General features: G+C 47.0%; 26 protein-coding genes and 1 pseudogene. 14 read left to right on the forward strand and 13 right to left on the reverse strand.

Translation table 11 applies throughout. From position 1 onward, the window contains the following. Positions 1-31: 31 nt before the first annotated feature. Together phnX and L4174_RS08040 are read left to right on the forward strand one after the other, a co-directional pair. Complete coding sequence (phnX, locus tag L4174_RS08035; RefSeq protein ID WP_248140211.1) at positions 32-844, forward strand: phosphonoacetaldehyde hydrolase; 813 nt, start codon at positions 32-34, stop codon at positions 842-844. Positions 845-1,502: 658 nt separating this feature from the next. Next, positions 1,503-1,907 carry a hypothetical protein gene (locus tag L4174_RS08040; protein WP_248140213.1) on the forward strand — a complete coding sequence of 135 codons (405 nt, stop codon included), beginning with the start codon at positions 1,503-1,505 and terminating at the stop codon, positions 1,905-1,907. Between the two features lie 148 nt (positions 1,908-2,055). On the opposite strand, the gene L4174_RS08045 is transcribed toward L4174_RS08040, so the two are convergent. Further along, a complete protein-coding gene (locus L4174_RS08045) occupies positions 2,056-2,574 on the reverse strand; it encodes a cell division inhibitor SulA (RefSeq protein ID WP_254589130.1) in 519 nt (172 codons plus the stop codon). Positions 2,575-2,871: 297 nt separating this feature from the next. Here L4174_RS08045 and L4174_RS08050 point away from each other — a divergent pair, with 297 nt between their 5' ends. The 3 genes from L4174_RS08050 to L4174_RS08060 all read left to right on the forward strand — a co-directional run bounded on the left by L4174_RS08050 (position 2,872) and on the right by L4174_RS08060 (position 4,627). Next, on the forward strand, positions 2,872-3,258 hold the full coding sequence (locus tag L4174_RS08050) for a spore gernimation protein (RefSeq protein WP_248140217.1): 387 nt from the start codon (positions 2,872-2,874) through the stop codon (positions 3,256-3,258). Positions 3,259-3,501: 243 nt separating this feature from the next. Further along, positions 3,502-3,795, forward strand: a complete 294-nt coding sequence (locus tag L4174_RS08055) for a hypothetical protein (protein WP_248140219.1) — start codon at positions 3,502-3,504, stop codon at positions 3,793-3,795. 184 nt (positions 3,796-3,979) lie between these two features. Continuing rightward, positions 3,980-4,627, forward strand: coding sequence for a thiopurine S-methyltransferase (locus tag L4174_RS08060; RefSeq protein WP_248140220.1), 648 nt, complete (start codon positions 3,980-3,982; stop codon positions 4,625-4,627). A 53-nt stretch (positions 4,628-4,680) separates the two neighbouring features. Here L4174_RS08060 and L4174_RS08065 read toward each other — a convergent pair whose 3' ends face one another. Then, positions 4,681-5,079 (reverse strand): DUF3179 domain-containing (seleno)protein, encoded by a 399-nt coding sequence (locus tag L4174_RS08065; RefSeq protein WP_248140222.1) that lies wholly within the window; start codon positions 5,077-5,079, stop codon positions 4,681-4,683. Positions 5,080-5,203: 124 nt separating this feature from the next. On the opposite strand from L4174_RS08065, the gene acnA reads away from it, so the two are divergent. Then, a complete protein-coding gene (acnA, locus tag L4174_RS08070; protein WP_248140226.1) occupies positions 5,204-7,870 on the forward strand; it encodes an aconitate hydratase AcnA in 2,667 nt (888 codons plus the stop codon). A 162-nt stretch (positions 7,871-8,032) separates the two neighbouring features. Next, positions 8,033-8,434 (forward strand): hypothetical protein, encoded by a 402-nt coding sequence (locus tag L4174_RS08075; RefSeq protein WP_248140228.1) that lies wholly within the window; start codon positions 8,033-8,035, stop codon positions 8,432-8,434. A 61-nt stretch (positions 8,435-8,495) separates the two neighbouring features. Here L4174_RS08075 and L4174_RS08080 read toward each other — a convergent pair whose 3' ends face one another. The 6 genes from L4174_RS08080 to sbcB form a co-directional block, all read right to left on the reverse strand. Beyond that, positions 8,496-9,404: a DMT family transporter gene (locus L4174_RS08080; protein WP_248140230.1), complete on the reverse strand. Its 909-nt coding sequence runs from the start codon at positions 9,402-9,404 to the stop codon at positions 8,496-8,498. 172 nt (positions 9,405-9,576) lie between these two features. Then, positions 9,577-10,464 carry a cytidine deaminase gene (cdd, locus tag L4174_RS08085; RefSeq protein ID WP_248140232.1) on the reverse strand — a complete coding sequence of 296 codons (888 nt, stop codon included), beginning with the start codon at positions 10,462-10,464 and terminating at the stop codon, positions 9,577-9,579. Positions 10,465-10,706: 242 nt separating this feature from the next. Next, entirely contained in the window at positions 10,707-11,384 is a 678-nt protein-coding gene (locus L4174_RS08090) for a CidB/LrgB family autolysis modulator (RefSeq protein WP_248140234.1), read from the reverse strand. Beyond that, a complete protein-coding gene (locus L4174_RS08095; RefSeq protein WP_330959483.1) occupies positions 11,384-11,761 on the reverse strand; it encodes a CidA/LrgA family protein in 378 nt (125 codons plus the stop codon). Before L4174_RS08095 ends, L4174_RS08090 begins: the two co-directional genes overlap by 1 nt. A gap of 63 nt (positions 11,762-11,824) precedes the next feature. After that, positions 11,825-12,367, reverse strand: coding sequence for a hypothetical protein (locus L4174_RS08100; protein WP_248140238.1), 543 nt, complete (start codon positions 12,365-12,367; stop codon positions 11,825-11,827). 305 nt (positions 12,368-12,672) lie between these two features. After that, a complete protein-coding gene (sbcB, locus tag L4174_RS08105) occupies positions 12,673-14,094 on the reverse strand; it encodes an exodeoxyribonuclease I (RefSeq protein ID WP_248140240.1) in 1,422 nt (473 codons plus the stop codon). Between the two features lie 608 nt (positions 14,095-14,702). Between sbcB and L4174_RS08110 the strand changes: the two genes are divergently transcribed. From L4174_RS08110 to L4174_RS08130, 5 genes and pseudogenes are all read left to right on the forward strand, one after another. Continuing rightward, a complete protein-coding gene (locus L4174_RS08110) occupies positions 14,703-14,990 on the forward strand; it encodes a helix-turn-helix domain-containing protein (RefSeq protein WP_248140242.1) in 288 nt (95 codons plus the stop codon). Between the two features lie 466 nt (positions 14,991-15,456). Beyond that, a complete protein-coding gene (locus tag L4174_RS08115) occupies positions 15,457-17,199 on the forward strand; it encodes an ATP-dependent endonuclease (protein ID WP_248140244.1) in 1,743 nt (580 codons plus the stop codon). A 291-nt stretch (positions 17,200-17,490) separates the two neighbouring features. Then, positions 17,491-17,751, forward strand: coding sequence for a hypothetical protein (locus tag L4174_RS08120; RefSeq protein WP_248140246.1), 261 nt, complete (start codon positions 17,491-17,493; stop codon positions 17,749-17,751). Positions 17,752-17,920: 169 nt separating this feature from the next. After that, a complete protein-coding gene (locus L4174_RS08125; protein WP_248140248.1) occupies positions 17,921-18,949 on the forward strand; it encodes a CHAT domain-containing protein in 1,029 nt (342 codons plus the stop codon). Positions 18,950-19,489: 540 nt separating this feature from the next. Next, positions 19,490-20,094: pseudogene (locus tag L4174_RS08130) on the forward strand (class I SAM-dependent methyltransferase). A gap of 127 nt (positions 20,095-20,221) precedes the next feature. Here the strand turns inward: L4174_RS08130 and L4174_RS08135 are convergent. Continuing rightward, positions 20,222-20,536 carry a hypothetical protein gene (locus L4174_RS08135; protein WP_248140250.1) on the reverse strand — a complete coding sequence of 105 codons (315 nt, stop codon included), beginning with the start codon at positions 20,534-20,536 and terminating at the stop codon, positions 20,222-20,224. 57 nt (positions 20,537-20,593) lie between these two features. After that, positions 20,594-22,009: a tyrosinase family protein gene (locus L4174_RS08140; RefSeq protein ID WP_248140252.1), complete on the reverse strand. Its 1,416-nt coding sequence runs from the start codon at positions 22,007-22,009 to the stop codon at positions 20,594-20,596. Positions 22,010-22,096: 87 nt separating this feature from the next. Here L4174_RS08140 and L4174_RS08145 point away from each other — a divergent pair, with 87 nt between their 5' ends. Then, on the forward strand, positions 22,097-22,258 hold the full coding sequence (locus tag L4174_RS08145) for a hypothetical protein (RefSeq protein ID WP_248140254.1): 162 nt from the start codon (positions 22,097-22,099) through the stop codon (positions 22,256-22,258). A gap of 85 nt (positions 22,259-22,343) precedes the next feature. Here the strand turns inward: L4174_RS08145 and L4174_RS08150 are convergent, their stop codons facing one another. Together L4174_RS08150 and L4174_RS08155 are read right to left on the reverse strand one after the other, a co-directional pair. Beyond that, positions 22,344-22,553, reverse strand: coding sequence for a cold-shock protein (locus tag L4174_RS08150; RefSeq protein WP_036752693.1), 210 nt, complete (start codon positions 22,551-22,553; stop codon positions 22,344-22,346). A gap of 402 nt (positions 22,554-22,955) precedes the next feature. Then, positions 22,956-23,165: a cold-shock protein gene (locus L4174_RS08155; RefSeq protein ID WP_036752690.1), complete on the reverse strand. Its 210-nt coding sequence runs from the start codon at positions 23,163-23,165 to the stop codon at positions 22,956-22,958. A gap of 468 nt (positions 23,166-23,633) precedes the next feature. On the opposite strand from L4174_RS08155, the gene L4174_RS08160 reads away from it, so the two are divergent. Then, positions 23,634-23,948, forward strand: coding sequence for a DUF496 family protein (locus tag L4174_RS08160; RefSeq protein ID WP_248140256.1), 315 nt, complete (start codon positions 23,634-23,636; stop codon positions 23,946-23,948). 138 nt (positions 23,949-24,086) lie between these two features. Here L4174_RS08160 and L4174_RS08165 read toward each other — a convergent pair whose 3' ends face one another. Continuing rightward, positions 24,087-24,680 carry an FMN-dependent NADH-azoreductase gene (locus L4174_RS08165; protein WP_248140258.1) on the reverse strand — a complete coding sequence of 198 codons (594 nt, stop codon included), beginning with the start codon at positions 24,678-24,680 and terminating at the stop codon, positions 24,087-24,089. Positions 24,681-24,750: the final 70 nt, after the last annotated feature.

Consider the following 24,750-nt stretch of genomic DNA (forward strand, 5'->3'; position numbering starts at 1 on the left):
TGAATCAGCTGATCATCAGACGAGAAAGATCATGACAAAACAAATTCAAGCCGTCATTTTTGACTGGGCAGGCACAGTGGTTGATTTTGGATCCTTTGCGCCGACCACTATTTTTGTTGAAGCTTTTCAGCGCGAGTACGATTTTGAGATCTCGCTGGCTGAAGCCCGTGTGCCTATGGGCTTAGGAAAATGGGATCACATCAAGGCCGTCGGCGAATTACCTGAAGTCGCCGCGCGCTGGCAAGATCGGTTCGGGCGGGCGATGAATACAGAGGATATCGATAAAATCTATCATACCTTTATGCCGCTTCAGGTGGCGAAAGTAGCAGAGCATGCAGATTTGATTCCGGGGACGCTGGACGTAGTCGCTGCGCTGAAAGCACAGAAGATTCAGATTGGTTCCTGCTCCGGGTATCCGCGAGTCGTGATGAATGAGCTGTTACCGGCGGCTGCGGCCAGAGGTTTTGAACCCGACTGTGTGGTTGCTACCGATGATCTGACAGCAGGCGGGCGGCCGGGACCATTTATGGCACTCCAGAATGTCATTTCTCTGGGAATTGGCGATGTCGCATGCTGCGTCAAAGTGGATGACTCTGTACCGGGCATTGAAGAAGGCCATCATGCGGGCATGTGGACAGTGGCACTGCTGCTGTCTGGAAATGAAGCGGGTTTAACTGAAGCGGAATTCATGCGTGCATCAGATTCAGAATTAGATTTTGCCAGAGAAAAAGCGAGAAAAGCTTTTCAATGTAGTAATGCACATTATCAAATAGACACCATTGCTGATTTACCAGCGGTTATTATGGATATAAATCAGCGTCTGGCTGCAGGCGAGCGACCTTAATTCTTTTTTCGCTACTTACTTCTGAAATATTGCCAAACTTTTCTCTGTTTATTTTCGGTATCGATGGCAGGAAAGTTTGGCTTTATTCGTCTGGTTGCACTTATTTTGTTTCTTGAATTTTCAGGTGTGCTCGCTCGTTTTGAGTGCAAGTGCCCGATATCTTTACACATATCCTTATTACAAGCTTTTCACGCTGAATCATTTCGTATAACCAATATGAATTCAATTTATTGAAATTTATGATATTTTTTGTTTCTCGTTGATGGTTCCGGCTTGTGTCGAATCATTTGGCGCAGAATTTGCTAACATCTCCGTTCAGCAAACACAGCAATCTAAATGGAGATGAATGGATGTATCGGTTATCAAAGAGTATGCTTTTTGTTGCTTTTCCGTAAATGTTCACGGCAAATCATAGGAAATATAAAAATTACAATCCGTAGCGAATTGTTTATTTTGCGTACAGGGTATGTTAATCAAGTGTTTTTCCAGTATTTTTTATTTGATGCAAAGCAAGAAAAAACACGATCGCGCGCAAAAAAATGAAGCGCTAAAAAAGTAAGCCCCGGATGAAGGCATTATAGTGTCCGCTTAATATAGCATTCGTCCAATTTACTTTAGCTTGCACAAAAATGCTGTTGAATTCTTGTGAAGGATAGTTATGAAATCATCAGTTGAAGCTCACCAAGCGAAAGAGATTGTATTTGATTACACCTCCTTCCTGTCTGTGTTGTGTCATCACAGGCCAACGCTGTGGGATGCATTTAAAGTGATGTTGCCTGCATTGGAGTTTTCCTGGGGGAGAACGACAGGTTCACAAGTCAGTAAAACCGAGCGACTGACCAATCAGGCGCTGAAGGTGCTGTCGACAAACACCAGTGATGTGAACAACCTGATCAGGTTACTGAGACTGGCGCGTCTGGAGCAGATTTTCGAGCTGGATGTTTGCCTGCCTTATTCGTTAGATAAAGAGCAATTGGCATTGATTCAGGAAAAAGCCGAGTGTGATATCCGCGAAGTCGGAAACAACGGCGAGCAACTGCATATCCGCTTAGCGCAACCCTGAGTATCGGTAATGCGCCGGCTCACGCTTTCTCGGTGGCATGCTGTTCCTAAGGAAAGGAAACGGTGCTCACATATGACCAAACTAAAACGCCAGTGCTGCAAAGTACTGGCGTTTTAACATGGTGGCTTTCCATCTGTTATCGTTGCGTTCAATGCAGCAACTGACCAGGCTGGTGGTTTCGGTTGATAATAAAAGCCATTGCATCGCCATGAATTGCTGCGTCATGAATGGTTTGGTTGCAATATTCCAGAATGTTGCCGCTTGCAATGACAGCACTGCAATTTCCCATATGCAGGGCTTTTGCCATGAGCGCTTGAGTTGACTGCCCGATTTTCTTTTTTAACAGCAAGACTTTATTCACATCTATCCCTGCGCTTTTCATCAGATTACGATCCAATAACGCATCTTCACCAATAAACATGATCCAGCGATTTTGTTCACTGGCTTGCTTGAGTAAACGCAGCAGGTAGGCCAGTTGCGCCATTTCCTGATCGCAAAAACTGACTTCAATCGGATACTGGACACGGTTGGAACTCAGGGTAGAAGAGTGAGACACAAAAGTGGATTTATACACCTGAGAAGCAGTCACTGATTGGAAGCTGTCTAAATGAGCAGTCATGAGAGTTCCATCCTTTGTTAAATGCGCTGATAGTGTGTATTTATACATGCTGTATGTCTATACAGTAGTTTTGAACAGTACCGGATGCAAGCTTTTTTTTCGATGTTGCTTCACAATTTCTGACGGTCTGGCCTGGGTGCTGATTGAGGTGTTTCGGTTTAACTTGTTGTTATTTATTGTTTTTATTATCAGTGGGGAATGGGGGTGGAATTGCTCGAATACCTTGTGACGGAAATCAAAGATGACCGGGAAAAAGTCGGCTTTCAGCGTTTATACAGTATCTTATACAGTACTTTGTACAGTAGACTGAGCGCCGGTCAATGTTGTGAAAGAGAAGAGAACAAGATGAAAATGAAGCGAGGGACAGCACTGTGGCTGCCTGCCATGCTACTTGTGTCTGCAAATCTGTTCATTCAGGGCTGCAGTGAACCACTGAATATCACAGCAACTCCGGTCAGAGATGTGGAACGCATCGAGGTGAAAGAAAAAGCACTGGATGTCTATTGCCCGCGGGGGATCTGCAAATTTGAGCTGAAGGCCAATCAGAAAGCAGAACTGACGATCAATATGTTTTATGACACCGAACAGCCTTTTACCAAAATTGAAGGGGTGAGTGTGACCGGTGAATCAGGCAACAGTATGACAATGGATGGTCAGCATCAGTTTAAAATGGCTGTGAAACCGCAAAAAGAGCCAATTACAGTGCAGGTTGTTGATTATTATCGGTCGTGAAGCCGGGGATGTCTGGTGAAGGTGATCGCTGTGGCACTCCACAGAGATGTCATTAATTTCATACAAAAGTGAACAAAGGGTTATGGAATCTTTGGGACTTGATGTGCTTTTTGATTGATTCATTACGAATATGCTCAATGATGTCTGATTTGTGTTAGCAATAGCCAAAATCATGCTCGGATGTCTTGATTTCAGGCCTATTGAACAGTAGTATCCGCACCTCTTTTTTGTGAGGTGGTGAAGATGAGCAGATTTGAGTGCCTTGAGAGAATTGTCGAAGAATACCGCAAGAAGGTTCGTGACTCAGAATTTAATAAGCAGAACGACAGTGAAGTTGCGAAAGTCCTGGTTTTACTTGTAGGAAATTCAATGTTCAGCCTGGCAGATGAATTTGCAGAGTGGGTTAACCGTGGTGGCGATCGCAGCTATGGCGGTAAGTTTTTTGTGTCAAAGCAACTGATGACTTTGCTTGAGCCGGTGACTTTCCGTGGTGTGACTGTCCGTCGTGACTCCATTAAGTTGTTCCGCGTCGGTTGATACCAGACTCGCACACAGACAATCAGTCATCACGATTTGGTGATTGTGAAAAAGGATGCTCAGGCGTCCTTTTTTTGTACCCTCGTTTTGTACCCTCGGCTGAATCGAATCTGGCTGGATCTCCTGTCAGAAATATGGTCTGATACCGCCCAGTTGTAACAATCAGTACTGAGAGAAGTCGCCAATGGATGCAGAATTCTGGCATAACCGCTGGGCCGAGAACCGGATTGGTTTTCACCTGAACGAGACCAACCCTGTTTTACCACTGTATTGGCCGCGCCTGGAACTGAACCGGGAAGATGCCGTGTTTGTACCGATGTGCGGGAAATCTCTGGATCTGAGCTGGCTGGCTGAACAGCACAATCAGGTGATTGGGGTTGAGCTGAGTGAAATTGCGGTTCGTGCATATTTTTCAGAGCATCTGTATTTGCCAACGGTAACGATGCTTGGGAATGGGCACACGCTGTACGAGTTTGATGAAGTCAGTATTTATTGTGGTGACTATTTTACGGCGCCTGTCACGCCGGTGGATGCTGCGTACGACCGTGCTGCGCTCATTGCGATGCCAGAAGAAATGCGCCAGATGTATGTTCAGCGATTGCTTTCTGTGGTTAAACCTGGTGGAAAAATTATGCTGGTCACCCTGGATTATGTTCAGGAGGAGATGGCAGGGCCGCCATTCAGCGTATCTGCTGATGCTGTGAAATCACTGTTTCATGGTTGTGAGATTGTTCACCTTGGCCGTCAGGATGCAGACGAATCGCACCCGCGTATTCAGCAGGGACTCAGCCGCTTTGCGGAAGAGGTCTGGTTCATTCAGACACCTGCCTGATCCGAACACAGAAAAGCAGCGCCCGGCGCTGCTTTTTCATATCAAACATGATGTTATAAACGGTTGACGTCTGTCTGAGGAAAGAAATCAGACCAAATAATCCAGTAGGCACCGGCTTTGACGGTTTCGACACGGGCAAGCTTGCCGGATTCGGTTTCACCGAAGAAGTTGATGTCCTGAATGTCTTTCCCCGTGCGGTTGTAGAAAACTCCCAGGCTTTCATCGGTTTCATCAAAGTGCAGGACAATGTCCTGTGCACCAATCACCACATTGTTCGGAGCTTGATGCTGACGGACAAAGCGCTCCGTGTAAGCGACATAATCCTCACCGACACTCAGTCCCCATATTTTTTCTTTACTGGGTAATCGCGTGTCTTTGTATTCAACCGTCGGGAATGTTGGTTCGTCATAATAGGCCTGATAGGAAATGGCGAGTTTGAAAATGAACGCCATGATGGGGTCATGTTTGATGAGATCAAGATGATTGCGCGGAGGATGCAAGCTGTATTACTAACCAGACATCGTTGTCATTCTTCCTATCCCGTCTATAGTCACTGTAAAAAGACGGAGGTGAGTAATGAAAGCAGCAAACCGGGTCGACAGTTTTCATAGTAAGCAGACACTGGAAGTTGATGGAAAGCGCTATCAGTATTTCAGTCTGGCGGCGCTGAGTCCTCTCGGAGATGTGGATCGTTTGCCGTATTCGCTCAAAGTGCTGCTTGAGAACCTACTGCGATTTGAAGACGGTGACACGGTCACGAAAGATGATATTGAAGCCGTTATTGCATGGCTGGAAAACAAAGCTTCTGACCGGGAAATTCAGTATCGTCCGGCCCGTGTTCTCATGCAGGATTTTACCGGTGTCCCTGCGGTCGTGGATCTGGCTGCAATGCGGGATGCCATGGCCAAAGCCGGTAAAGATCCGGAACAGATTAATCCCCAGTCTGCCGTTGATTTAGTCATCGACCATTCGGTTATGGTTGATGCCTATGCTTCTGAGCAAGCTTTTTCTCAGAATGTTGCACTGGAAATGCAGCGAAATCATGAGCGTTATCAGTTCCTTCGCTGGGGGCAGCAGGCGTTTTCTGATTTTCGTGTTGTGCCTCCCGGCACCGGAATCTGCCACCAGGTCAATCTGGAATATCTGGGGCAGACCGTCTGGCAGGAAGACGATTCTCTGTTTCCGGATACGCTGGTCGGAACGGACTCGCACACCACGATGATTAACGGTCTGGGCGTGCTGGGCTGGGGTGTCGGCGGGATTGAAGCGGAGGCTGCAATGCTGGGGCAGCCCATTTCCATGCTGATCCCTGAAGTGATTGGCTTTCGGCTCAGCGGCCAGCTCAATCCGGGGGTGACGGCGACGGATCTGGTGCTGACTGTCACCGACATGCTGCGTAAAAAAGGTGTTGTGGGTAAGTTTGTTGAATTTTACGGACCTGGCCTCGATGGCTTGCCGCTGGCCGATCGCGCGACAATTGCGAACATGGCACCCGAATATGGTGCAACCTGTGGTTTCTTCCCGGTTGATCAGGAAACGCTGAACTATCTGCGTTTATCTGGCCGCGACGAGCACCTGATCAGTAAAGTCGAGGCATATACTAAAGCCAATGGTTTGTGGCGTGATTCTGGTCATCCCGAGCCGGATTATACGGATACCCTGACGCTGGACTTAGCGGATGTGGTTTCCAGCCTGGCCGGTCCGAAACGTCCGCAGGATCGTGTTGCACTTCCTGACATGGATTCCGCCATGACGGATCTGCTGTCACTGAACGGGTTACAGCCTGAGCTGACGGTTCCGGTAAATACGGAGCGTGAGGCTTTTTCGCTGAAACATGGCGATGTTGTGATTGCTGCAATTACCTCCTGCACCAATACTTCCAATCCCAGCGTGATGATGGCGGCCGGTCTGCTGGCCAAAAAAGCGGTTCAAAAAGGTCTGAAACGCAAACCCTGGGTAAAGAGCTCGCTGGCGCCCGGTTCGAAAGTCGTGACCCGGTATCTCGCTGCGTCTGGTTTGCAGCCTTATCTGGACGAACTGGGATTTCAGCTGGTGGGATATGGCTGCACAACCTGTATCGGTAACTCAGGCCCATTGCTGGCACCGATTGAAACCGCGATACAGGATAATCACCTGACGGTTTCCTCAGTCCTGTCCGGAAACCGAAACTTTGAGGGGCGGGTGCATCCGCTGGTGAAAGCCAACTGGCTGGCTTCTCCGCCACTGGTCGTGGCCTTTGCGCTGGCAGGGACGACCCGCATCGATATGACGGACATGCCGCTGGGCGAGGATTTGAATGGCGACCCGGTGTTTCTGCAAGATGTGTGGCCATCGCAGGAAGAGCTAGCCACAGTCATGAAATCGGTCACGAATCACCTGTTCAGGCAGGAATATGCCGACATCTTCTCCGGAGATGAACACTGGCAGCAGATTCAGGTGGATTCGGGGAAAACGTATCCGTGGCAATCAGATTCAACCTATGTCCGGCTGCCGCCATTCTTTGAAACGATTACTCAGCCGGTTCAGCCGCTGGAAGATATTCACAACGCGGCGATTCTGGCGGTATTTGGTGACTCGATCACCACTGACCACATATCTCCGGCCGGAAGTATTCAACCCGACAGTCCCGCGGGTCAGTATCTGCAGGCGCAGGGCATTCGTCCTGCAGATTTTAATTCTTATGGTTCCCGGCGCGGGAATCATGAGGTGATGATGCGGGGAACCTTTGCCAACATCCGTATCAAAAACCGGATGCTGGGGGGACAGGAAGGCGGGAACACGCTTTTTCAGCCTACTGGTGAAACCATGCCGATTTACGATGCCGCCATGCAATATCAGGCGAAGGATGTACCGTTGGTCATTTTCGCCGGGAAAGAATATGGGACGGGCTCCAGCCGTGACTGGGCCGCAAAAGGAACGCGCTTGCTGGGTGTCAAAGCCGTCCTGGCCGAAAGTTTTGAAAGGATTCATCGCTCGAATCTGGTGGGCATGGGGGTGATTCCGGTTGAATTACCTGTCGGCTTGCTCGACACACTGAACCTGACCGGCACGGAGCAGGTGAGTCTCAAAGGGATTGATGCACTGTCTCCGGGAGCAGCGCTTTCCCTTGAAGTGGTGAACACGCAGGGAGAGGTTCAGTGTTATCCGGTTCGCGCCCGGGTGGATACACAGACAGAAATGGCGTATCTGAAAGCCGGCGGTATCCTGCATTACGTATTGAGAAACCTGATCGATGCAGATTGATTGACGAAGTAAGCTGATGAGTAATTGACAGATTCTATGTCAATTATTTGTCATAAGTATGGTGACAGGTTCGTATTGTTGAGAAATTACAGATAAAGTAGAACAACAGTATTCAAAATAGCTCTGTAAATCAGAGTGCTTTCAAAATAAACGGACAGTAACATGAAGAAGTCTTTGATTGGTTTGTTATTGTGCGGACTGTCTGCGTCCGCTGTTGCATCACAATCTGCGGGTATTTTTCTGGGGTCACCGATGAGTGGCGTGCAGTATAAGCAGAATGATCTGCGTTTCTCTTTGGGTTTAGACGATTTTGGCGTGGCCGTCGATAAAACCTTTAACCTGGGAGCGCTGACCCAAAACCCGCAGCTCAACATGGGTTATACCTTTGTCGGGGCGCAGTTCGTTGATGATCACCACGATAAGTTTGGTATCCGTTCTGGTGTTGGTCTGGAAATCCCGGTTAACCAGTTTGAATTGTATGGTGAAGTCGGTCCGACGCTCTACATGGTTGAAGATGTCGATGTGGAGCTTGAAGCCGCAATGGGCGTCCGGGTACGTTTCTGATTGACGGTTGAACCGATTCAAAAGAAAAAAGCTGGCTTATATGCCAGCTTTTTTGATCCGGTCAGGATGCATTCCTGATGGTTGCGGATTGCAGCATCGGTTTGCGTCTTTCCCACTGAGTGACGAAGGCAACTGAGGCAATAATAATGGTTGCCCCTAACCACAGACGTCCCGGCGGTACCCAGCCAAATACCATAAATCCGGCCAGGACATTCAGAGGCAGTTTGGCGTGATCAAACGGCTGGACGAATGAAGCGTCAGCAACAGCGTAAGCTTTGGCAATGGCCCAGTTGGCCAGCGCAGTGAAAACACCGGCTCCCAGCAGAAGTAACCAGGTTTCCCGGCCTTCAGGCATGGTGAAATCCGGCACGGCCAGAAACAGGTTAAAGGGGGTAATCAGCAGCAACAGGTAAACGACCATGGTGCTCGGGGAGTCATGGTGAGACATCTTCTTCACCATTAATGAATAGCTTGCCCAGAAAAATGCCGCACCCACCGGCAATAATGATGCCCAGTTAAAATTGTCGGACCAGGGCTCCAGAATGATCATTGCGCCACAAAACCCAGCCAGCGTCGCAACCCAGCGGACAAAGCCGACTTTTTCTTTCAGCAGTAAACCTGAACCGACGGTGGCAAAAAGGGGAGACGTCATCAGTAATGCAATGCCCTGCCAGATGGGCACCGGATATGCGAGTGCCCAGAGCCACAGCTGAATACCAATCACAGACAGGAAAACCCGGAAACAGTGCATGCCAAAATGTTGGGTTTTCAGCGACTGACGCAGCCCGATACTGTACAGCCAGGGCAGCATGACAATCAGCGCGATAAAGTACTGGATCAGACCGACAGTTGTTGAAGGCAAGTGAAAAACTACACTCAGGTACTGCGCCATGCTGTTGACCACAGCAAAGGCTGATCCTGCGGTTAACATCCAGCAGGCACCCTGAATTGGATTGTGTCGATGCGTCATAAGTATTGTTCAAGTCAAAAATAATCTGAAATCATACTCTGATGACTGCATAGCACCAAATATTTATTCATAAAAAAAGCCGACAAAACAAGCGGCTTTGACGGCTACAAGGAAAGTTGTAAGGGAATGAATTGCTGAATCCGTTTCAGTCAGTTTCCCTGTTTTTATCGGGTCAGATTGCTGCGTATGACAGCTGGATATCCGGGTGAAAGCTTTCCAGCGTGTTTTGTGTATCAGCCAGCAGACTGACTAAAGAGCTCTTCTGCTCAACCAATGCGGCTTCAGCAATGTCTGACAGCGAATAATTCGCCATATTCATATCGATCATCGCCACCTGTAAGGGCGGAAGACTTGGGTTGAATGCTGCGTTTTCGGCATACATGCCTGTGAAGACCCGGCCATCTTTGGCTTTCAGCGCGACACCGGCAAAGTTTTTACTGTAAGGCGCGTGAGACTTATCTGCAGCCTGACAAGCGGCCTGAAGGAGTGCATCGTCTGAATCCAGGCTCAGACCTTTTGAATGGTCTGACAACAGCAAATCGGTGATGCCCAAATCAGCAGGCCCGAAGGATTCCGGTAAGTACGTCTGCAATGCTTTTGGTGTGCGCTCAGGTAACTGAACCATGAGGCTTTGTGCCGTACTGAGTTCATTCATAAACTGGCGGCAGTGGCCGCAAGGCGAGTAATTTACGGTGATATCAGTGATACCCGTTTCGCCTTTCAGCCACGCGTGACTGATGGCCGATTGTTCCGCATGGACCGTCTGAGACATCGACGTCCCTTCAAACTCCATATTTGCACCAAAGTAAAGTCTGCCGGAGTTGCCGCGTGCAATCGCGCCGACATAGAAATTCGACAGGCTGGCAATGGAATAGGCAGCAGCAACTTTCAGCAGCTGAATACGCAGGTCTGCATCTGACAGCTGAGTCACAGTCATCAGGTGTTCAAATTCTTCTTTGCTCAGAGTGGCGTCAAAGCCTGGAGCAGTCATGACAGGCTTCAGCGCCTGTGACAGTTCGAGCGGGAGTTGGCCTAAAGCGTCCATAACTTCAGCGCGCATAGTGATTCTCCTATGTGAATTCACTAAAGCATTCTAGAGCAGTCAAGAATAATTATTGTGATCATAGTCACTATTGATCCTGAGTTATTTCATTCTTATTGCATTTTAGTGAGTGTTATCACAGGTTTTGTGAGAAATGTGTCTGAATTTCAATGCAGTAAAGATCGCATAAGTGTGCATCTTTCCTGTGGGAGCAGATGCACACAGCGTTTGTGATACTTCTTCCGGGAATGTGTAAAGAATTATTGAAAAACAGATAACAGCAACGGATAGATGACCGGGGCGAGCACTGCCGTAATCACACCACACAAGACCAGAGCCAGAGAGCTGAATGCGCCGTCTTTGTAGTTTTCCTCGGCAGCTTTGGCCGTTCCTAACGCATGCGCCACAGTCCCCATGCTTAAGCCTTTTGCCATCGGATGGGTGATGCGGGCAAGTTTGAACAGCGGGTAACCTAAAACGGCGCCAAAGACACCTGCGATCAGTACCATGACCGCGGCCAGTGAAGGAACTCCGCCAATCTGCTGAGCCACGGCCATGGCGATGGGGGTTGTGACCGATTTTGGCAAAATACTGGCGGTCAGCTGTAAATCGGCGCCCAGTGCCAGCGCGATTGCTGTGCCGGCCAGCATGGACAGAACGCTGCCGCACACACATGCCGTCACAATCACTTTCCAGCGGCTGCGGATTTGAGGCAACTGTTCATATAGCGGGAATGCCAGTGCAACCACTGCAGGTTCCAGCAGATAATGAATCCAGCGGTTGTCTGCAAAGTAGGTTTCATAAGGCACGTTGAGGACCAGCAGCAGCGGAATAATGACCACCAGACAGATCAGCAGCGGGTTGAGCACCGGATGCTGAAAACGCTTCGACAACAGACGGGCCAGCCAGAATACAATCAGAGTGACGAACAACCACATCAGTCCGACTCCTTACGCTGTACATACCAGCCCACAAACAATAGGACAATCAGACTGCTGCCGAGGGTGCTGAGCAGCACGGGCAGGGCGTTGGTCTGAAGCAGATCCAGATAATTCATGAGTCCGACTCCGACAGGGACGAACAGAATTGCCATATGGCGGATAAACAGATGACATCCGGGCTTGGCCCAGTTCGGTGGAAGCAGTCCGGCAGAAAGTGCCGCAAAAAGAAACAACATGCCAAGAATGCTGCCCGGAATGGGGATCTGTGTGAGAGATTGGAATCCTTTCCCGGCCATCAGAAAAATGGCAATGATTGCAAATGAACGCAAGTAGCTCATATACACGAGGATGAAGATGAATGGTGTCGCAATCATACAAAAAAGGTGGGATCTAAACCACAATTCTTTGAGGCCTGCACTTGATCCAACACAAACGGCTTACATATTCGACACGATCACCATAGCCACACCTGCCGCTGCCAGCAAAATGACAGACAACTTATGCATCAGGCTGTGCCTGACAATATGTTCAGTCGCCGAGACTTTCGGGCGACTTGTTTTCACGGCATTTTGGGGAGGATGCCGTGGCGGTTTGGGAGGTAAAGCCGTTGGTTGGTGAAAGCGGTGGATATGACGGCAGGTTTCTTTAGGTAAGGGGACCCGGAAACCATAATGAGGCAGCACTTCAACCGGGATTGCCATCATGCCATTCACCGTGAGCTTACGCCTGACGGAATTAAAGACAGAGGCCAGATCAATCTGCTGGACTTGTGAGAGTGAATCCTGAGGCAGAAAGGTTTTATCAGACAGGACTTTATGGCTGATGACTTCCCCCGCAAAATAACACAAGGTTTCCAGAAGACGTGATTCGTGCAGGGTCAGGGCTGTCTCTGACTTATCCGGCCAGACAAGCAGCCGCAGATCCGGTTCGAAATCGACCCGGTTAAACCGGTAACAGCGGGTGAGGGATTCAGTTGCCATAACAATCTCTTCTGCCAAACTATTGCCCGAACAGACTCCTTAACCAGTCTGGCAATATACACCATGGGAGAACCAGCGGGGCTGAGCCGTCATCGCATTCCTGTGTTCCGTGACAGACAACACCAGCTGCAGGTCGTCGCGACCTTTTTTAAGTGTTAATGCCCTTCACATGAAGTTCAAACTTCAGGGGATGAAAAGTGTCTGAAAAAAGAAACCCCGGGCGAAGAGACGTCCGGGGTCTTGAAAATAGCGGAGAAGATCAGACGCTTACCTTAATGAGCTGCGTCTGCTACCGTGCAGAGTCTTTACACCAGACTGCCCACGTATTCGTACACAGATTTCAGAATTTTCATCTTCCGCTCGTCACTCTGGTGCTCCATCGCGATTGCTTCCAGGTTTTGCATGTAGGCTGGCAGCTTCGATTCGAAGTAATCCTGACAATGGTACTTCCATTGCTGCTGTTCCTGATGATCCAGGGTCAGCGGGAAGTTTCGCGCCCGGTAACGGAACAGCAGCGGCTTCATCCGCTTGTCATCGACTTGCAACGCCAGCTTGCCTAACTCTTCCGGGGCGGTTTCACGAATAATGTCCATCGCTGATTTGTCTGCCGCCGAGAAGAACCCGCTGTACAACTGGGTATCAACATTGTCGCTCGGTGCAAACTCTCTGTCCTGACTGAACACTGTGAGCAGTTTTTCACGGATCTGCGGTTGTGCCTTCAGCGCTTTCAGGTTGACCAGACATTGCTCCCGGTCGATTCCCAGGCGGTCTGCATCGTCAGCCGTCAGTGTTTTTGCAGGCGCCAGCACAGGGCACTTATTGATATGTACCAGTTTCAGCGGCACCGGCAGCTCATCCGGGCCTAAATCAGCACGTTTGGTGTACAGACGCTCGCGCAGGCTGTCGGCATCCAGCTCAAACAACGGCGCCGGGTCCATCGCCAGATTTACACAGATGACGGCATTCTTGTTATCCGGATGCCACGCCATGGGCACAATCCAGCTGGTGTTGCCGCATTCAGAGCCGAACATGCCTGAAATATGAACCAGCGGTGTCATCTCCGCGATATCAATGAGTTCCTGTAACTTGCGTTTATGGCGCAAGTTGAACAGATAACTGAACAACTTTGGCTGGCTGGTTTTCACTTTCTTCGCCAGTTCAATCGTCGCGTAAACGTCCGCCATGGCATCGTGCGCATTGCTGTGTTCAATGCCGTTCGCGACAGACAGATCTTCCAGCTTAAAACTCGGGAAGCCGTCTTCATTGGTCGGCCAGTTCAGACCGTCCGGACGCAGCGCATAGCAGGTACGCATGATATCCAGCATATCCCAGCGCGAGTTGCCGCTCTGCCAGCTCCAGGCATAAGGATCGTAGAAGTTGCGGTACAGGGTATAGCGCGTGACTTCATCATCAAACCGCACATTGTTATAGCCAATCACACAGGTATTCGGCTTAGATAACTCTGCATGGATGCGGGCAATGAACTCGTGTTCCGGCAGACCTTTTTCCATGGCTTCCTGCGGTGTGATACCGGTAATCAGACAGGCTTCCGGAGAAGGCAGGTAATCGCTGGGCGGCTGGCAGTAAATCACCAGCGGCTCACCAATCACATTCAAATCCATGTCGGTTCTCACCCCGGCAAACTGGCAGGGCCTGTCTGTCGCCGGGCTGGCACCGAACGTTTCGTAGTCCAACCAAAACAATGTTGGCATATTTGTATCATTCATCGTTGTTTCCTGAAGCCGCTGAATTCATCGTAACTGTTTGTTCTCTCAGAGGCTTTTCTGTGCTGTGCAGTTTCTCTGCACAGTCGTTCATTCCAGAGCAATCTCGGATTGGGTTTGCATTTGTGTCTAAACTGCGTCCAAAAGTTTGCTCTGTGTGTCCAAATCGAACGCTTTCATGATTGTTCAATGCGGGCATGTTCAAGGATGACACCTGACGATTTCAGACTGCCGAATCAACGGAAACAGCCTGTAAATCAAGATAGGTAAGTATCCCGCAACTCCCCTGAAGGAGGCAAGGCTGATACATCAAATCATGACGGAATTGCGGGAATCGGGGAGCAATTCTGCAATGACGAGGGGCGGTGGGAGGGAATTCGTGGTTCTGGAGGATGATTCTGTCTGTATTTTCCAGCAATGGATCTGTCTGAATGATTGGAAAAGCAAGTTCAATCAACAAATGACAGATAGGGAACATTCCAGACTGTTTAAATTCCTGCGGGCAAGACTGGCTATGACCTATTTCGATTTCGTCACGCATAGCCGCTTAGGCTTCTCTTCATTTGGATCAATTGAAGATCCTCCGATAAACCTTATAGGATGATTCAAAAATGGAAAAAAATGCTCAAATCGGGCAGATCGACGCTCGTCTGATGCAAGCTGCACGCCTGGTACCGCAACAGGTTGGACAGGTGAAGCTGAGTAAAACACAGCTGCGAGTGCTGCATTCAATGAAAAAAGGTGAGCAGGTCACACCGTCACAAATAGCGGATCGTTGTGACCTGTCGAACTCATGGGCGAGTACGTTACTGCGTCGGCTCTCTGAAAAAGCCTATGTCACCCGCCAGGCATACGCGTGTCCGGCGGGTGGGGTGGAATACGTGTACGTTATCGCCTGACAGGTGTATTAAAAAACGTAGGTTCTTCTGGAGGCGAAAATACTGCAAACGAGGCCAACTCTCGCGAAAGAAAAAATTTTCGGCTGCTATGGTCATCACCAACAGGTGTCCAAAGCGGCCGTTTTTGTTGATGATCCTCAGCAAGCGTTATGTGTAACGTGACTTGATTAACGTTTAATTGATTGAAAGTGGAATTGGTTAATAGGAGTTCTATATTTCGATTTATTGGATGTGTAGGTGTTTAGCAAGGTTTTACCCCAAAGGATGAATAGTTAGCGGCGAAGAGTTTGAAAACTTTGACGATTTACTTTCTCAATACTTGAGCTAATGAAGGTCAAGCCAGAGCCCGCTGGTCGTGCTCTTAATATATTGAAGTTAATTATCCCTTTTGTAATGGTATGCCACTTGATGCACTATTGGGGGATAGTAAGCTTGCACATGAATGTTTGCACTAAAAGAGATTGTTATGGATAACCCTAGACCAAGACTAAGAAAGCTATCGATAAAGAACTTTAGATGCATTGGCAGCACATCTGTTGAAATCGAACTTGATGAAATTGTTGTTCTAGTTGGACCAAACAACGTTGGTAAAAGCTCGATTCTTAGAGCGTATGAAGTAGCCATGGAAGAAGCCTCTAAATCAGGCTTATTAACAATACATGACTTCCCCAATGAATCTATCGACCCAGAAAACCTCCCTGAGATTATCATTGAGACCGTCATTTTTGATGAAGGTCAGCCGGGCAAACAATGGGTTATGACTGATGAAGAAACCGAAGAAAAGTACGTAAAAGAGAAATGGACTTGGGAAGCACCCGGCAAACCATTACGAGTAGGTTGGGATGCCAAAGCTAACGACTGGCACAAGTCTAAGCGACCTTGGGGAGCTCCTAATGTAGCTCAATCATACAGATCTGAACCTCATAGGGTAGATGCATTCTCCGACCCTGAAACCCAGTCTAAAGAAATCGTCAAACTGCTACAGAGTGTTTTGACAGAAAGGGTTAAAGCACTATCTGAGGAAGAACTTGCTGATGAAGAGCTAACACCATATCAGAAGCTTCTGCATAACGTCATGGAGCTACAAAAGCTTGTTGTCAAAGATACTGAGCAAGAAATTGAAGCTGTTCAAGCTGAAATGAAAAAGATGGTCAGTGAAGTATTTCCGGGCTATGAGGTCAAATTTGATGCAAGACCAGAAGATGAAGTTGAAAAATGTATCAACCTATTTAAAAACGATCCTGAGCTTCGTATGGGGCATGCCGATGGTCATCAAACTTCTATCGATAAACAAGGGAGTGGTGCTCGAAGAACGTTATTGTGGTCTGCTTTAAGAATAATCTCTGAACAAAGGCGTGCGAAAGCAGGAAAAGGAGCAGAGAGACCTCACCTTCTTTTACTTGATGAGCCTGAACTTTGCTTACACCCAAACGCTATTCGTGAGGCTTGTAAAGTTCTTTATGACTTGCCCAAAAGTGGAAACTGGCAAGTCATGGTGACGACTCATGCCCCTGCGTTTATTGACCTATCTAGAGATAATACCTCAATAGTCAGAGTAGAAAGAGCTGGTGATGGAAACATTAAAGGCACTACGATTTTCAGACCGCAGAGAGCCAAACTTGATCCAGATGATAAAGCAAGACTGAAGCTTCTAAATACCTTTGATCCTCACGTAGCTGAGTTCTTCTTTGGTGGTAAGACCGTACTTGTAGAGGGAGACACAGAGTACACAGCGTTTAAACACGTTATAGCGAAGCACTCTGATACCTTTAAAGATACACATATCGTTCGTGCAAGAGGAAAAGCAACACTAGCTTCTCTGGCTAAGATATTAAACCAATTTGGCGCCCCATATGCTTTGCTTCATGATTCAGATAGACCTTTCTGCAAAGCTAAAGAAGGAAAAGAACCAAAAGCAAACCCAGCATGGGGAACTAACAAGAATTTGTTAGAAGTGGTTGAGCAAGCACCGGACACTGCAAAAATTCGACTTGTAGCTTCAGTACCGAATTTGGAAGAGGCTTATTTTGGCCAAGAAGTTACATCAGAAAAACCATACTCAGCACTACAGATAATCAGTGATGAAAATGGTCAAGAATTCGCCAACCTCAAACAGCTACTGGAAGCTCTAACGGACTTCACCAAGCCACTTCCAGAGAACGCTGTCGAGTGGAGTGAGATTGCAGATCTAGAAAACGCTCTCAAGTAACTGAGTAGCTACTAGCTGAAAGCCGTTACTGTCCGGAACTGTTGCAATGGGCATTTTGTAATTCAGAAATGCCCCTTTATGTTTTAGAGTAGAAGCTAATACAAATGCTGCTAATGAGTATTTTCTCACGAAAAGTTATCCGACAGAATCATGAGTCGGATAATAGTGTTATTGTTTAATGATTGATAATATGCAATTTAGTTTCATAAGTGAGGATCCATATAAATAGTATGTGATCTGTAAAAAGTCACTATGCATCGAATATTAACTTAACTATTTAGGTGGTTGCTAATGAAGTTCCAAGGTGCGGTAATTAAAGAGCAAGGTATTACTTTTGCGATTGTTGTTGTGAAAAAATACGTTGTTGATTCGGCACATGAAAGTGAGAAAACAATCAATGCTTTCATGCATCATTTTCCAGGGATGCCAGTAACATTAATGGCGCAAGATTCTAGAGGTCGTGCTACTTATCGTGGTCGTAACGACATTGTGAAATTCTTAGCAAACTTACATCCTTCGCAAATACCATGGCGTGAGTACACTGTAAGCTAATGTTTGGATTCTATTAATCCTTAGGCATACAAAGCATTTAAGAGTGATTCCCAACTCTTGGTCTTTTCAGTTCAAGGTTGGTTAAGGTGCAATGGATTTGGTTTGTGTGTCGGAATTGCTCACTACCTAACGCGGTGTTAGCCCACTAGACAAAAAAAGAAGGCGCAATATGGCAATGATCGATACATATAGAAGAAATGTTGCACGAAAACAGGATGAAATCGCCCGATTGATTGAACAGAAATCAAAAGAATATTCAAAGATAACAGGCTTTAATAGCAAAATACAAACTGCTACTCGTCAGATGAACTCATCTAAGTCAGCCGCAACGATTAATAGTCGATTAAAAGAAATTCATCGAAATCAGGAAAATATAGCCAAAGTTGAAAAAAAGGTTTCAGAATTCGAGGCGAAAATTGTCAAGAAAAATAAGGATCTTCAAGCGGAACAGCGAAAGTTGACTAATGAAGAACTAAAAGAAGCGAAAAAGTTGCAGCAACAACAAACTAAGTTCCAACACGAGCAAGCTATGGCATTCAATAATGTAAACAGAACTCTTTCAGAGCACACTGACGCAATTAATTCACTCAATGCGCTACCCGAGGAGATTACTGTACTTTTTCTTGCCTCGAATCCTAGAGATCAAGGACAGTTAGGCTTAGATGAAGAAGTCAGGACAATTAAAGAAATGATTACAAAATCGCGTCACCGCGATGTAGTTAAATTAGAGTCTTGTTGGGCAGTAAGACCTGGAGATATTCTTCAGTACATAAATGAGTACCAACCAACAATTGTTCATTTTAGTGGACATGGCAGTACTAATGATGAATTGGTGCTTATGGACAATAACTCAAAAACAAAGCTTGTGTCTATGGAATCTATAGTACAAGCAATGAGTGTTGCTAACGACGATTTGAGGCTGGTTTTTTTCAATACATGCCACTCCAAAAATCAAGCTAGCAATGTAACTGAGTACATTGAGTGTGCCATTGGTATGCATACTTCTATTACGGATAACGCCGCTCAAGTATTCTCAGCTCAATTTTATTCATCTCTAGGATTTGGTTTGTCAGTTGAAAAGTCCTTTAAACAAGCTAAAGCTGCATTAATGCTTGAGGGGATCTTAGAAGAGAATCCCCCTGCTTTGTTCGTTAAAGAAGGTTATGATGCTTCAGATATTTGTATTGTTGCTGAATAAAGTGGGTTAACAGCTAACAAGCAGCCAAGGTTTCGAGCTATTGCACTAACTCATTTTTGTCCAGAACCTTGTTAGAAGTTTATCCTTTGGTGAGATAAGACTTACAAAGGGAAGATAGGAAAATCTAATGAAATCTGGCTCCGGCTTTGTCGCCTGTTTGAACTGAAACTATGGGGACAAAAAAGGGGCAAATAAAAACGGGTGCGAACAATCAAGGAAGGTAAGAAAAATCATTTGATATGAGTGGCTTATGTTAAAACTGTTGATTCACGCGGCTTCAGCAAAAATTATTAAGGCATTCAGCCCAATATTTGGGGTACTGTCTATATTATCTTGATATACGGTAGTTCTTATTTTTACTCTCATCATTTCTGTCATGTGTCTTTAGGTTTTCAATATTGGAAGCATTAAATTTAGCTTTGGCAGTTGAAGATAAATCAAGTAATGTCAGCATCGATTGAGTGACAAATTTACGGTATTGGCTCTTCGCAGATAAATGGCCTGTGATGTTCCCAAATCGTTAAGGAGAAAACCGTGCCTATCAAGGATGAACAAGTTAAACAAAACAACTGGCGTCAATTTTACGAGAAAGCCATCGCAAGGAAGCATGCTTTCGCAACTGAACTTGCGGTGAAGCAGAATGAATCGGGTTTGAACGTTGCGGTTGATTGTGGCTGCGGCACAGGAAGTGATATGGCCTTTCTTGTGCAGCAGGGGTATCAGGTGCATGGTTTCGATATCAATGATGAATCAGTTGCAATCTGCCATGAGCGCTTCGAACACACGCCAAAAGTGAATGTTTCACAATCGACCTTTGAGCAATTTATTTACCCGCAGGCTGGGTTGATCATTGCGCATGCCAGTTTGTTTTTTGCCGACCCCATACGATTGAAAGACACCTGGCAAGCCATGACATCGAGCATCGTAGCTGGTGGTGTTTTCTCGGGTGATTTTATGGGAACGGATGACAGCTGGGCATCCGGATTTCACAGTGCGACAGCGCCACTGAGTCAACAAGAAATACTTCATTTGTTCAAGGGATTTGAAATCGTTCAATTTCAGGAACGAAATGAAGCGGGGACAACGTTGATCGGGAGGAGAAGCACTGGCATACGTTTTCTGTCGTTGCAATCAAACGACAGTAATGCTGCTGCCATGACGATGTCTGAATCTATATCGCGCAGCGATGCCCCGAAGGTTCAGGTTCACCAGGCTGTTTGAGTTTGATTAGGCTTGCTCAAAAATCTCCTTTGGTTATGTTGAGCCGCAGCGCTACTCAATGTGACTCACATCAAAGTCAATCTCCTGAAATTCGTCTTTATCTGTGTGGTGTACTTTCAGCGTTAAAACTTCGCCAGCCTGGAAAGGCGGTTCATTTTTGTTGGGCCGGAAAAGCAACATTACACGTTCAGAAGCGCTTGACCCTTCACCACGACCATAGAGAACGGCCTGACTGACAGGATGGTTATCATCCTGACTATGGCCTGAGCGGAAGGCATAGACGATCTGGCTTCTGACAGGGATACGGCGCAGCCAGATACGAAGCGCGCCATCCCGGGCGGCATGAGGGGGCACAGTAATTTTCATAAGATCCTGAGTATAGCTCCCCGTGGTTGTGAAACGCTTCAACCACGGGGAAGAATTTTATTGCTTCGCAAATGTCCGTAAGGAGCAGCCGTCATATTTGATGCTGTCCGGGGCAACCACCTTGCCTTTGCCATCAAGTACGATGAGATAAATTTTCAGATCTTCCACCGACTTCTTCCTGCCGATATATCGTCGTAGTCCACGGGTGAGGTCGATCGTGTAGCGGGTATGCTCATACCGTAAGGGATGTTTGGGGCGGATGTCGTATTCATCTCTCAGCGCTTGTGCCGGGTTGCAGTGACCGGGAGCGCCGTGGCATTTACCGTGACCAAAAAGCACCAGGCGTCCTGAATAACTGTCATCGTCATAACCTGTTCCAGCGTTGCAGGCCGGATTGTCGATATAAGCACGAATTTCATAGCTGTCTTTCGGCGGATGAAGCCGCAGAAAATCAAGCTGTGCCCGAACAAAACCGCCTTCAACCAGACCAAATGACAGTTCTTTCGCATGGCTGGCAGCTGCGGAGAGGGATCGGGCAGGCAGCGTATTGGTGGTTCCCGTCGCTGCAACGGCAGATTCGACGGAGTTCTCGGAGTAGATGTATTTCAGGGAAGTTTCAGCATCGATCAGATCCTTGCCGACTCTGCCGTCGTACACAACTTTTTGCAGCACATGGGGAGGAATATTGGCATCCGGGTGCAATGTCTGCCAGTCGAACCAGACTTTGTCGACCATGCTGTGATGCAGCCAGAATAATGGGTCATAGGCGGCGGAGATGACGGCCCACATGTCGCCATTGTTGTCGGGCAAAGGCGAATCGTCGATACCCCCGACGAGTACGTGAATCGCACCATGGGCGCCAAAGTTAAAGTCATCCTGAAAACTCACAAAGTTGGGGTTATCCATATAGCGGTCAACATCATCCTTTAATTGGTTGATGTTCTGTTTAAACGCTGCAGGGAATCGCTGGGTGTATTGTTCTTCACCGGCTAAACCTTGCGAGAGGGTACGGTACAAACTTTTGGCACGGTTCAGCGGGTTTTCGACAGTATCGCCGTTCTGATGTTTGTAGCTTGCGTCATTGAGTAATTTCGGCAGTCCATTGGCAGCATGAGTGGATTTGTTGAACTGTGTCCAGTCCCAGTAGGGAAGCGTCAGCTCCAGCTCCTTGTCTTTGCGTTTCCACTGTAATGCGGTGTTCAGGGCTTTCTCAAATGAATAGAGGTAGGAACGATGCCAGGTCAGAAATGTCCGGCTGTCATCGTGACAAAGGTCCTGATCGTATCCATGGCCTCTGGCTAAAGCGTAGTAACCCCGTCGGTCACCAATGGCGAGGTCTGATATTTCATACATGGCTGCGTAAGCATCGCGTAGGTCCTGAACATCCTCCGGATTCAGGCGCAGCAAATTGAAGCGGATAAGCGGAAGTCCTGCCAGCTTTCTCCGGTAGTTGAGTTTCGCGACAGTCGTCATGGTTCACTCCTGCAAGATGGAATGGGTTGAAATGCAAAATGACTGGTTTGCACAAAAAATAATGCTCGTGTGTAGTTAATATAAGACATGAAAAAGAGGTCTGTTGCCGAAGGTGGAAAATTAGAGGGCAAGAGCAAACATGAAACGGATATTTCAAAGGCGGATCAGCTTGATGGATTCAGACGGAAAAATGAAAGTGATGAAGTTTCAACTTCAATTCCGGGAAAGAAAAATTGCGAGGCAGAGTGAAACGGGCAGGTGCGTGTTTATTGGCATGGAAAACAAAAAGAGCGCCACAAGGGCGCTCTCAATCATGTTCTTTTACGAAGAGGGCTTATACGCGCTCAACGTTAGCAGCTTGAGGACCTTTTTGGCCTTGCTCGATATCGAACTTCACTTTCTGACCTTCAGCCAGAGATTTGAAGCCTTCACCAGTGATAGCACGGAAGTGAACGAATACGTCAGCACCGCCGTTGTCTTGAGTGATGAAACCAAAACCTTTCTCGTCGTTAAACCACTTAACAGTACCAGTTGCTTTAGACATAGGATGTCTCCTGAAAATATTAGGAACAATAACGCCCAGGGGCGTGCTTCATGCCAACATAATGGATTGCTTATGGACAAGGATGTAGCTCTTCAGGACAACGGCGCTTAAGGTGAAGCGGGTGTAACGAAGTATACTTTTCACTTTGTTGCATAAATAGCGTTGCATTATAGGCAGGCCCATTAGGCCATATTGCAAGGTCGACGGCAAGGAAATAGTGAGTTTCACCTAAAAAAATCTGAGTAATTGTGATGTTAGCTTCACTTATGGTGGATTTTGAAAAGGGATTCAAGCAGTTAGCAGTGATATGAATAACGTAAATTGGTCGGATGACTGACCGGATAACGTGCAGGTACAAAAAAAGGGCCAGTCAGCCCTTTTGGTCGCTAACGTTCTGTTAACTTATATTTTTTCGACATTCGCCGCTTGCAGACCTTTCTGGCCTTGCTCAACGTCATAGGTCACTTTTTGGCCTTCGGCCAGTGTCTTGAATCCATCACCAATAATCGCGCGGAAGTGTACAAATACGTCAGCGCCACCGTTATCCTGAGTGATAAAACCAAATCCTTTTTCTTCGTTAAACCACTTAACGGTACCTGTTGCTTTAGACATGTTGTCTCCTGAATCTCTAACTCTTACGTAGCTAACCAATAATTTTTTAACGTGAATGCCAACGTACTGCTAGCTTCAGGACAACAGCCTTCAGAAAAAACCTTGACGAGAAGTGTTGCACGCGTATTGCATCTTGCCAAATCACTACTGGTATCTGGAAAGAGTAGGCTCTGATATACCAAAAGCAAATAATTAAGCGGAAGTTTGTGAGTCACCTAACAAGAAACTATGCGCATATTTGTTTTTTAACTCCTTGTCTCATAAATGAAAAACAACTGTCATCACACTGGCAAGCTATGATGACATCATTGTCTGGTTAAATATGCGATTCAAACAATGAAGTCCTGAGTGAGATCAATGAAATGAAGGGGGAATTGATTTCATTGAGATCTTACTTGAGAAGCAAGAGGGGTTTCTGATATAACCCAGATTAATTAAGGCTTTCAAGTTTCATAGTAAGGACAAAACATGAACAATATCCTGGAATTGGTTCGGCTTGCCAGACGCAGAAATAAGCTAAAACGAGAAATTCTGGATAATGACCGTAAAATCAGAGACAACCGCAAGCGTGTCGAACTGCTTGAAAACCTGATTGACTATATTCAGCCTGAAATGTCACATGATGAAATTGTCAGCATTATTGAGACAATGAAAGGCGATTATGAAGATCGTGTGGATGACCACATTATTATCAGTGCCGAGTTGTCTAAAGAGCGCCGTGAAGCCAGTAAACTGCTCAAAGAACAAAAACGAACTGAACTGGCGAGTCGCCCAACCAAGTAAATGGGTGAATAACGCGGTTCAAATGAATCATGAAGGAAGCTGCGCTCAGGCGCAGCTTTTTTTATGGCACTTGATTAAAAAGAAAAGCCGCAAAGGCGGCTTTTTTTGAAAAGGCAAGTACGCGTACAAGGACGGTGCTTAAACAGCTAAGGTTTCAATTTGAGCTTTGGCTTGATTCAGGCCTTTGCTTGCCATTTCATCACCCATGTTCAGCGCTTCGGCGTAAACGAACTCAACATCGGTCATGCCAACAAAGCCCAGAATCGTTTTCAAGTAAGGGACCATTGTATCCGTTGCATTCCCTTGGTGCATGCCACCGCGAGAGGTGACAACAATGACTTTTTTGTCGGTCAGCAGGCCAACCGGGCCATTTTCGGTGTAAGAGAAAGTCACACCAGCACGGGCAATTAAGTCAAACCAGTTTTTTAACTGCGTCGGGATACTGAAGTTGTACATTGGCGCACCAATGATCAGCGTATCACTGGCTTCAATTTCTTCAATCAGCTGGTTTGACAGGGCAATGGTCTCTTGCTGACGCTGAGTCAGATTATCACTGCCGCGTAAACCGCCAGCCAGTTCGCCATCCAGAACAGGCAGTGGATTAGCAACCAGGTCGCGTTCAATAATGGTTGAGATGTCGTCTGCCTTCGTATTGACCAGATGGTCGATCAGTGCATTCGATTGAGAGTAACCACCAAGGATGCTGGATTTCAGAACAAGAATTTTAGACATAACACGCTTCCTTCAATAAAAATGCTGGGGAGTTGCTGAACTTGGAACTCACTATAAAACTTGAAGTACG

The sequence above is a fragment of the Photobacterium sp. CCB-ST2H9 genome (assembly GCF_023151555.2).
Classification (GTDB): Bacteria; Pseudomonadota; Gammaproteobacteria; order Enterobacterales; family Vibrionaceae; genus Photobacterium.

Excerpts from the sequence above, each read along its gene's own strand:
- L4174_RS08040 (WP_248140213.1), top strand. The coding sequence starts at position 1,503 with ATGAAATCATCAGTTGAAGCTCACCAAGCGAAAGAGATTGTATTTGAT.
- L4174_RS08150 (WP_036752693.1), bottom strand. The coding sequence starts at position 22,553 with ATGTCTAAAGCAACTGGTACTGTTAAGTGGTTTAACGACGAGAAAGGT.
- L4174_RS08120 (WP_248140246.1), top strand. The coding sequence starts at position 17,491 with ATGAAGTTCCAAGGTGCGGTAATTAAAGAGCAAGGTATTACTTTTGCG.
- L4174_RS08100 (WP_248140238.1), bottom strand. The coding sequence starts at position 12,367 with ATGGCAACTGAATCCCTCACCCGCTGTTACCGGTTTAACCGGGTCGAT.
- L4174_RS08090 (WP_248140234.1), bottom strand. The coding sequence starts at position 11,384 with ATGTGGTTGTTCGTCACTCTGATTGTATTCTGGCTGGCCCGTCTGTTG.
- L4174_RS08160 (WP_248140256.1), top strand. The coding sequence starts at position 23,634 with ATGAACAATATCCTGGAATTGGTTCGGCTTGCCAGACGCAGAAATAAG.
- L4174_RS08155 (WP_036752690.1), bottom strand. The coding sequence starts at position 23,165 with ATGTCTAAAGCAACAGGTACCGTTAAGTGGTTTAACGAAGAAAAAGGA.
- phnX (WP_248140211.1), top strand. The coding sequence starts at position 32 with ATGACAAAACAAATTCAAGCCGTCATTTTTGACTGGGCAGGCACAGTG.
- L4174_RS08135 (WP_248140250.1), bottom strand. The coding sequence starts at position 20,536 with ATGAAAATTACTGTGCCCCCTCATGCCGCCCGGGATGGCGCGCTTCGT.
- L4174_RS08050 (WP_248140217.1), top strand. The coding sequence starts at position 2,872 with ATGAAAATGAAGCGAGGGACAGCACTGTGGCTGCCTGCCATGCTACTT.
- L4174_RS08065 (WP_248140222.1), bottom strand. The coding sequence starts at position 5,079 with ATGGCGTTCATTTTCAAACTCGCCATTTCCTATCAGGCCTATTATGAC.
- cdd (WP_248140232.1), bottom strand. The coding sequence starts at position 10,464 with ATGCGCGCTGAAGTTATGGACGCTTTAGGCCAACTCCCGCTCGAACTG.
- L4174_RS08110 (WP_248140242.1), top strand. The coding sequence starts at position 14,703 with ATGGAAAAAAATGCTCAAATCGGGCAGATCGACGCTCGTCTGATGCAA.
- L4174_RS08045 (WP_254589130.1), bottom strand. The coding sequence starts at position 2,574 with ATGTATAAATACACACTATCAGCGCATTTAACAAAGGATGGAACTCTC.
- L4174_RS08095 (WP_330959483.1), bottom strand. The coding sequence starts at position 11,761 with ATGATTGCGACACCATTCATCTTCATCCTCGTGTATATGAGCTACTTG.
- L4174_RS08080 (WP_248140230.1), bottom strand. The coding sequence starts at position 9,404 with ATGACGCATCGACACAATCCAATTCAGGGTGCCTGCTGGATGTTAACC.
- L4174_RS08140 (WP_248140252.1), bottom strand. The coding sequence starts at position 22,009 with ATGACGACTGTCGCGAAACTCAACTACCGGAGAAAGCTGGCAGGACTT.
- sbcB (WP_248140240.1), bottom strand. The coding sequence starts at position 14,094 with ATGAATGATACAAATATGCCAACATTGTTTTGGTTGGACTACGAAACG.
- L4174_RS08145 (WP_248140254.1), top strand. The coding sequence starts at position 22,097 with ATGAAAAAGAGGTCTGTTGCCGAAGGTGGAAAATTAGAGGGCAAGAGC.
- L4174_RS08125 (WP_248140248.1), top strand. The coding sequence starts at position 17,921 with ATGGCAATGATCGATACATATAGAAGAAATGTTGCACGAAAACAGGAT.
- L4174_RS08060 (WP_248140220.1), top strand. The coding sequence starts at position 3,980 with ATGGATGCAGAATTCTGGCATAACCGCTGGGCCGAGAACCGGATTGGT.
- L4174_RS08165 (WP_248140258.1), bottom strand. The coding sequence starts at position 24,680 with ATGTCTAAAATTCTTGTTCTGAAATCCAGCATCCTTGGTGGTTACTCT.
- acnA (WP_248140226.1), top strand. The coding sequence starts at position 5,204 with ATGAAAGCAGCAAACCGGGTCGACAGTTTTCATAGTAAGCAGACACTG.
- L4174_RS08055 (WP_248140219.1), top strand. The coding sequence starts at position 3,502 with ATGAGCAGATTTGAGTGCCTTGAGAGAATTGTCGAAGAATACCGCAAG.
- L4174_RS08115 (WP_248140244.1), top strand. The coding sequence starts at position 15,457 with ATGGATAACCCTAGACCAAGACTAAGAAAGCTATCGATAAAGAACTTT.
- L4174_RS08075 (WP_248140228.1), top strand. The coding sequence starts at position 8,033 with ATGAAGAAGTCTTTGATTGGTTTGTTATTGTGCGGACTGTCTGCGTCC.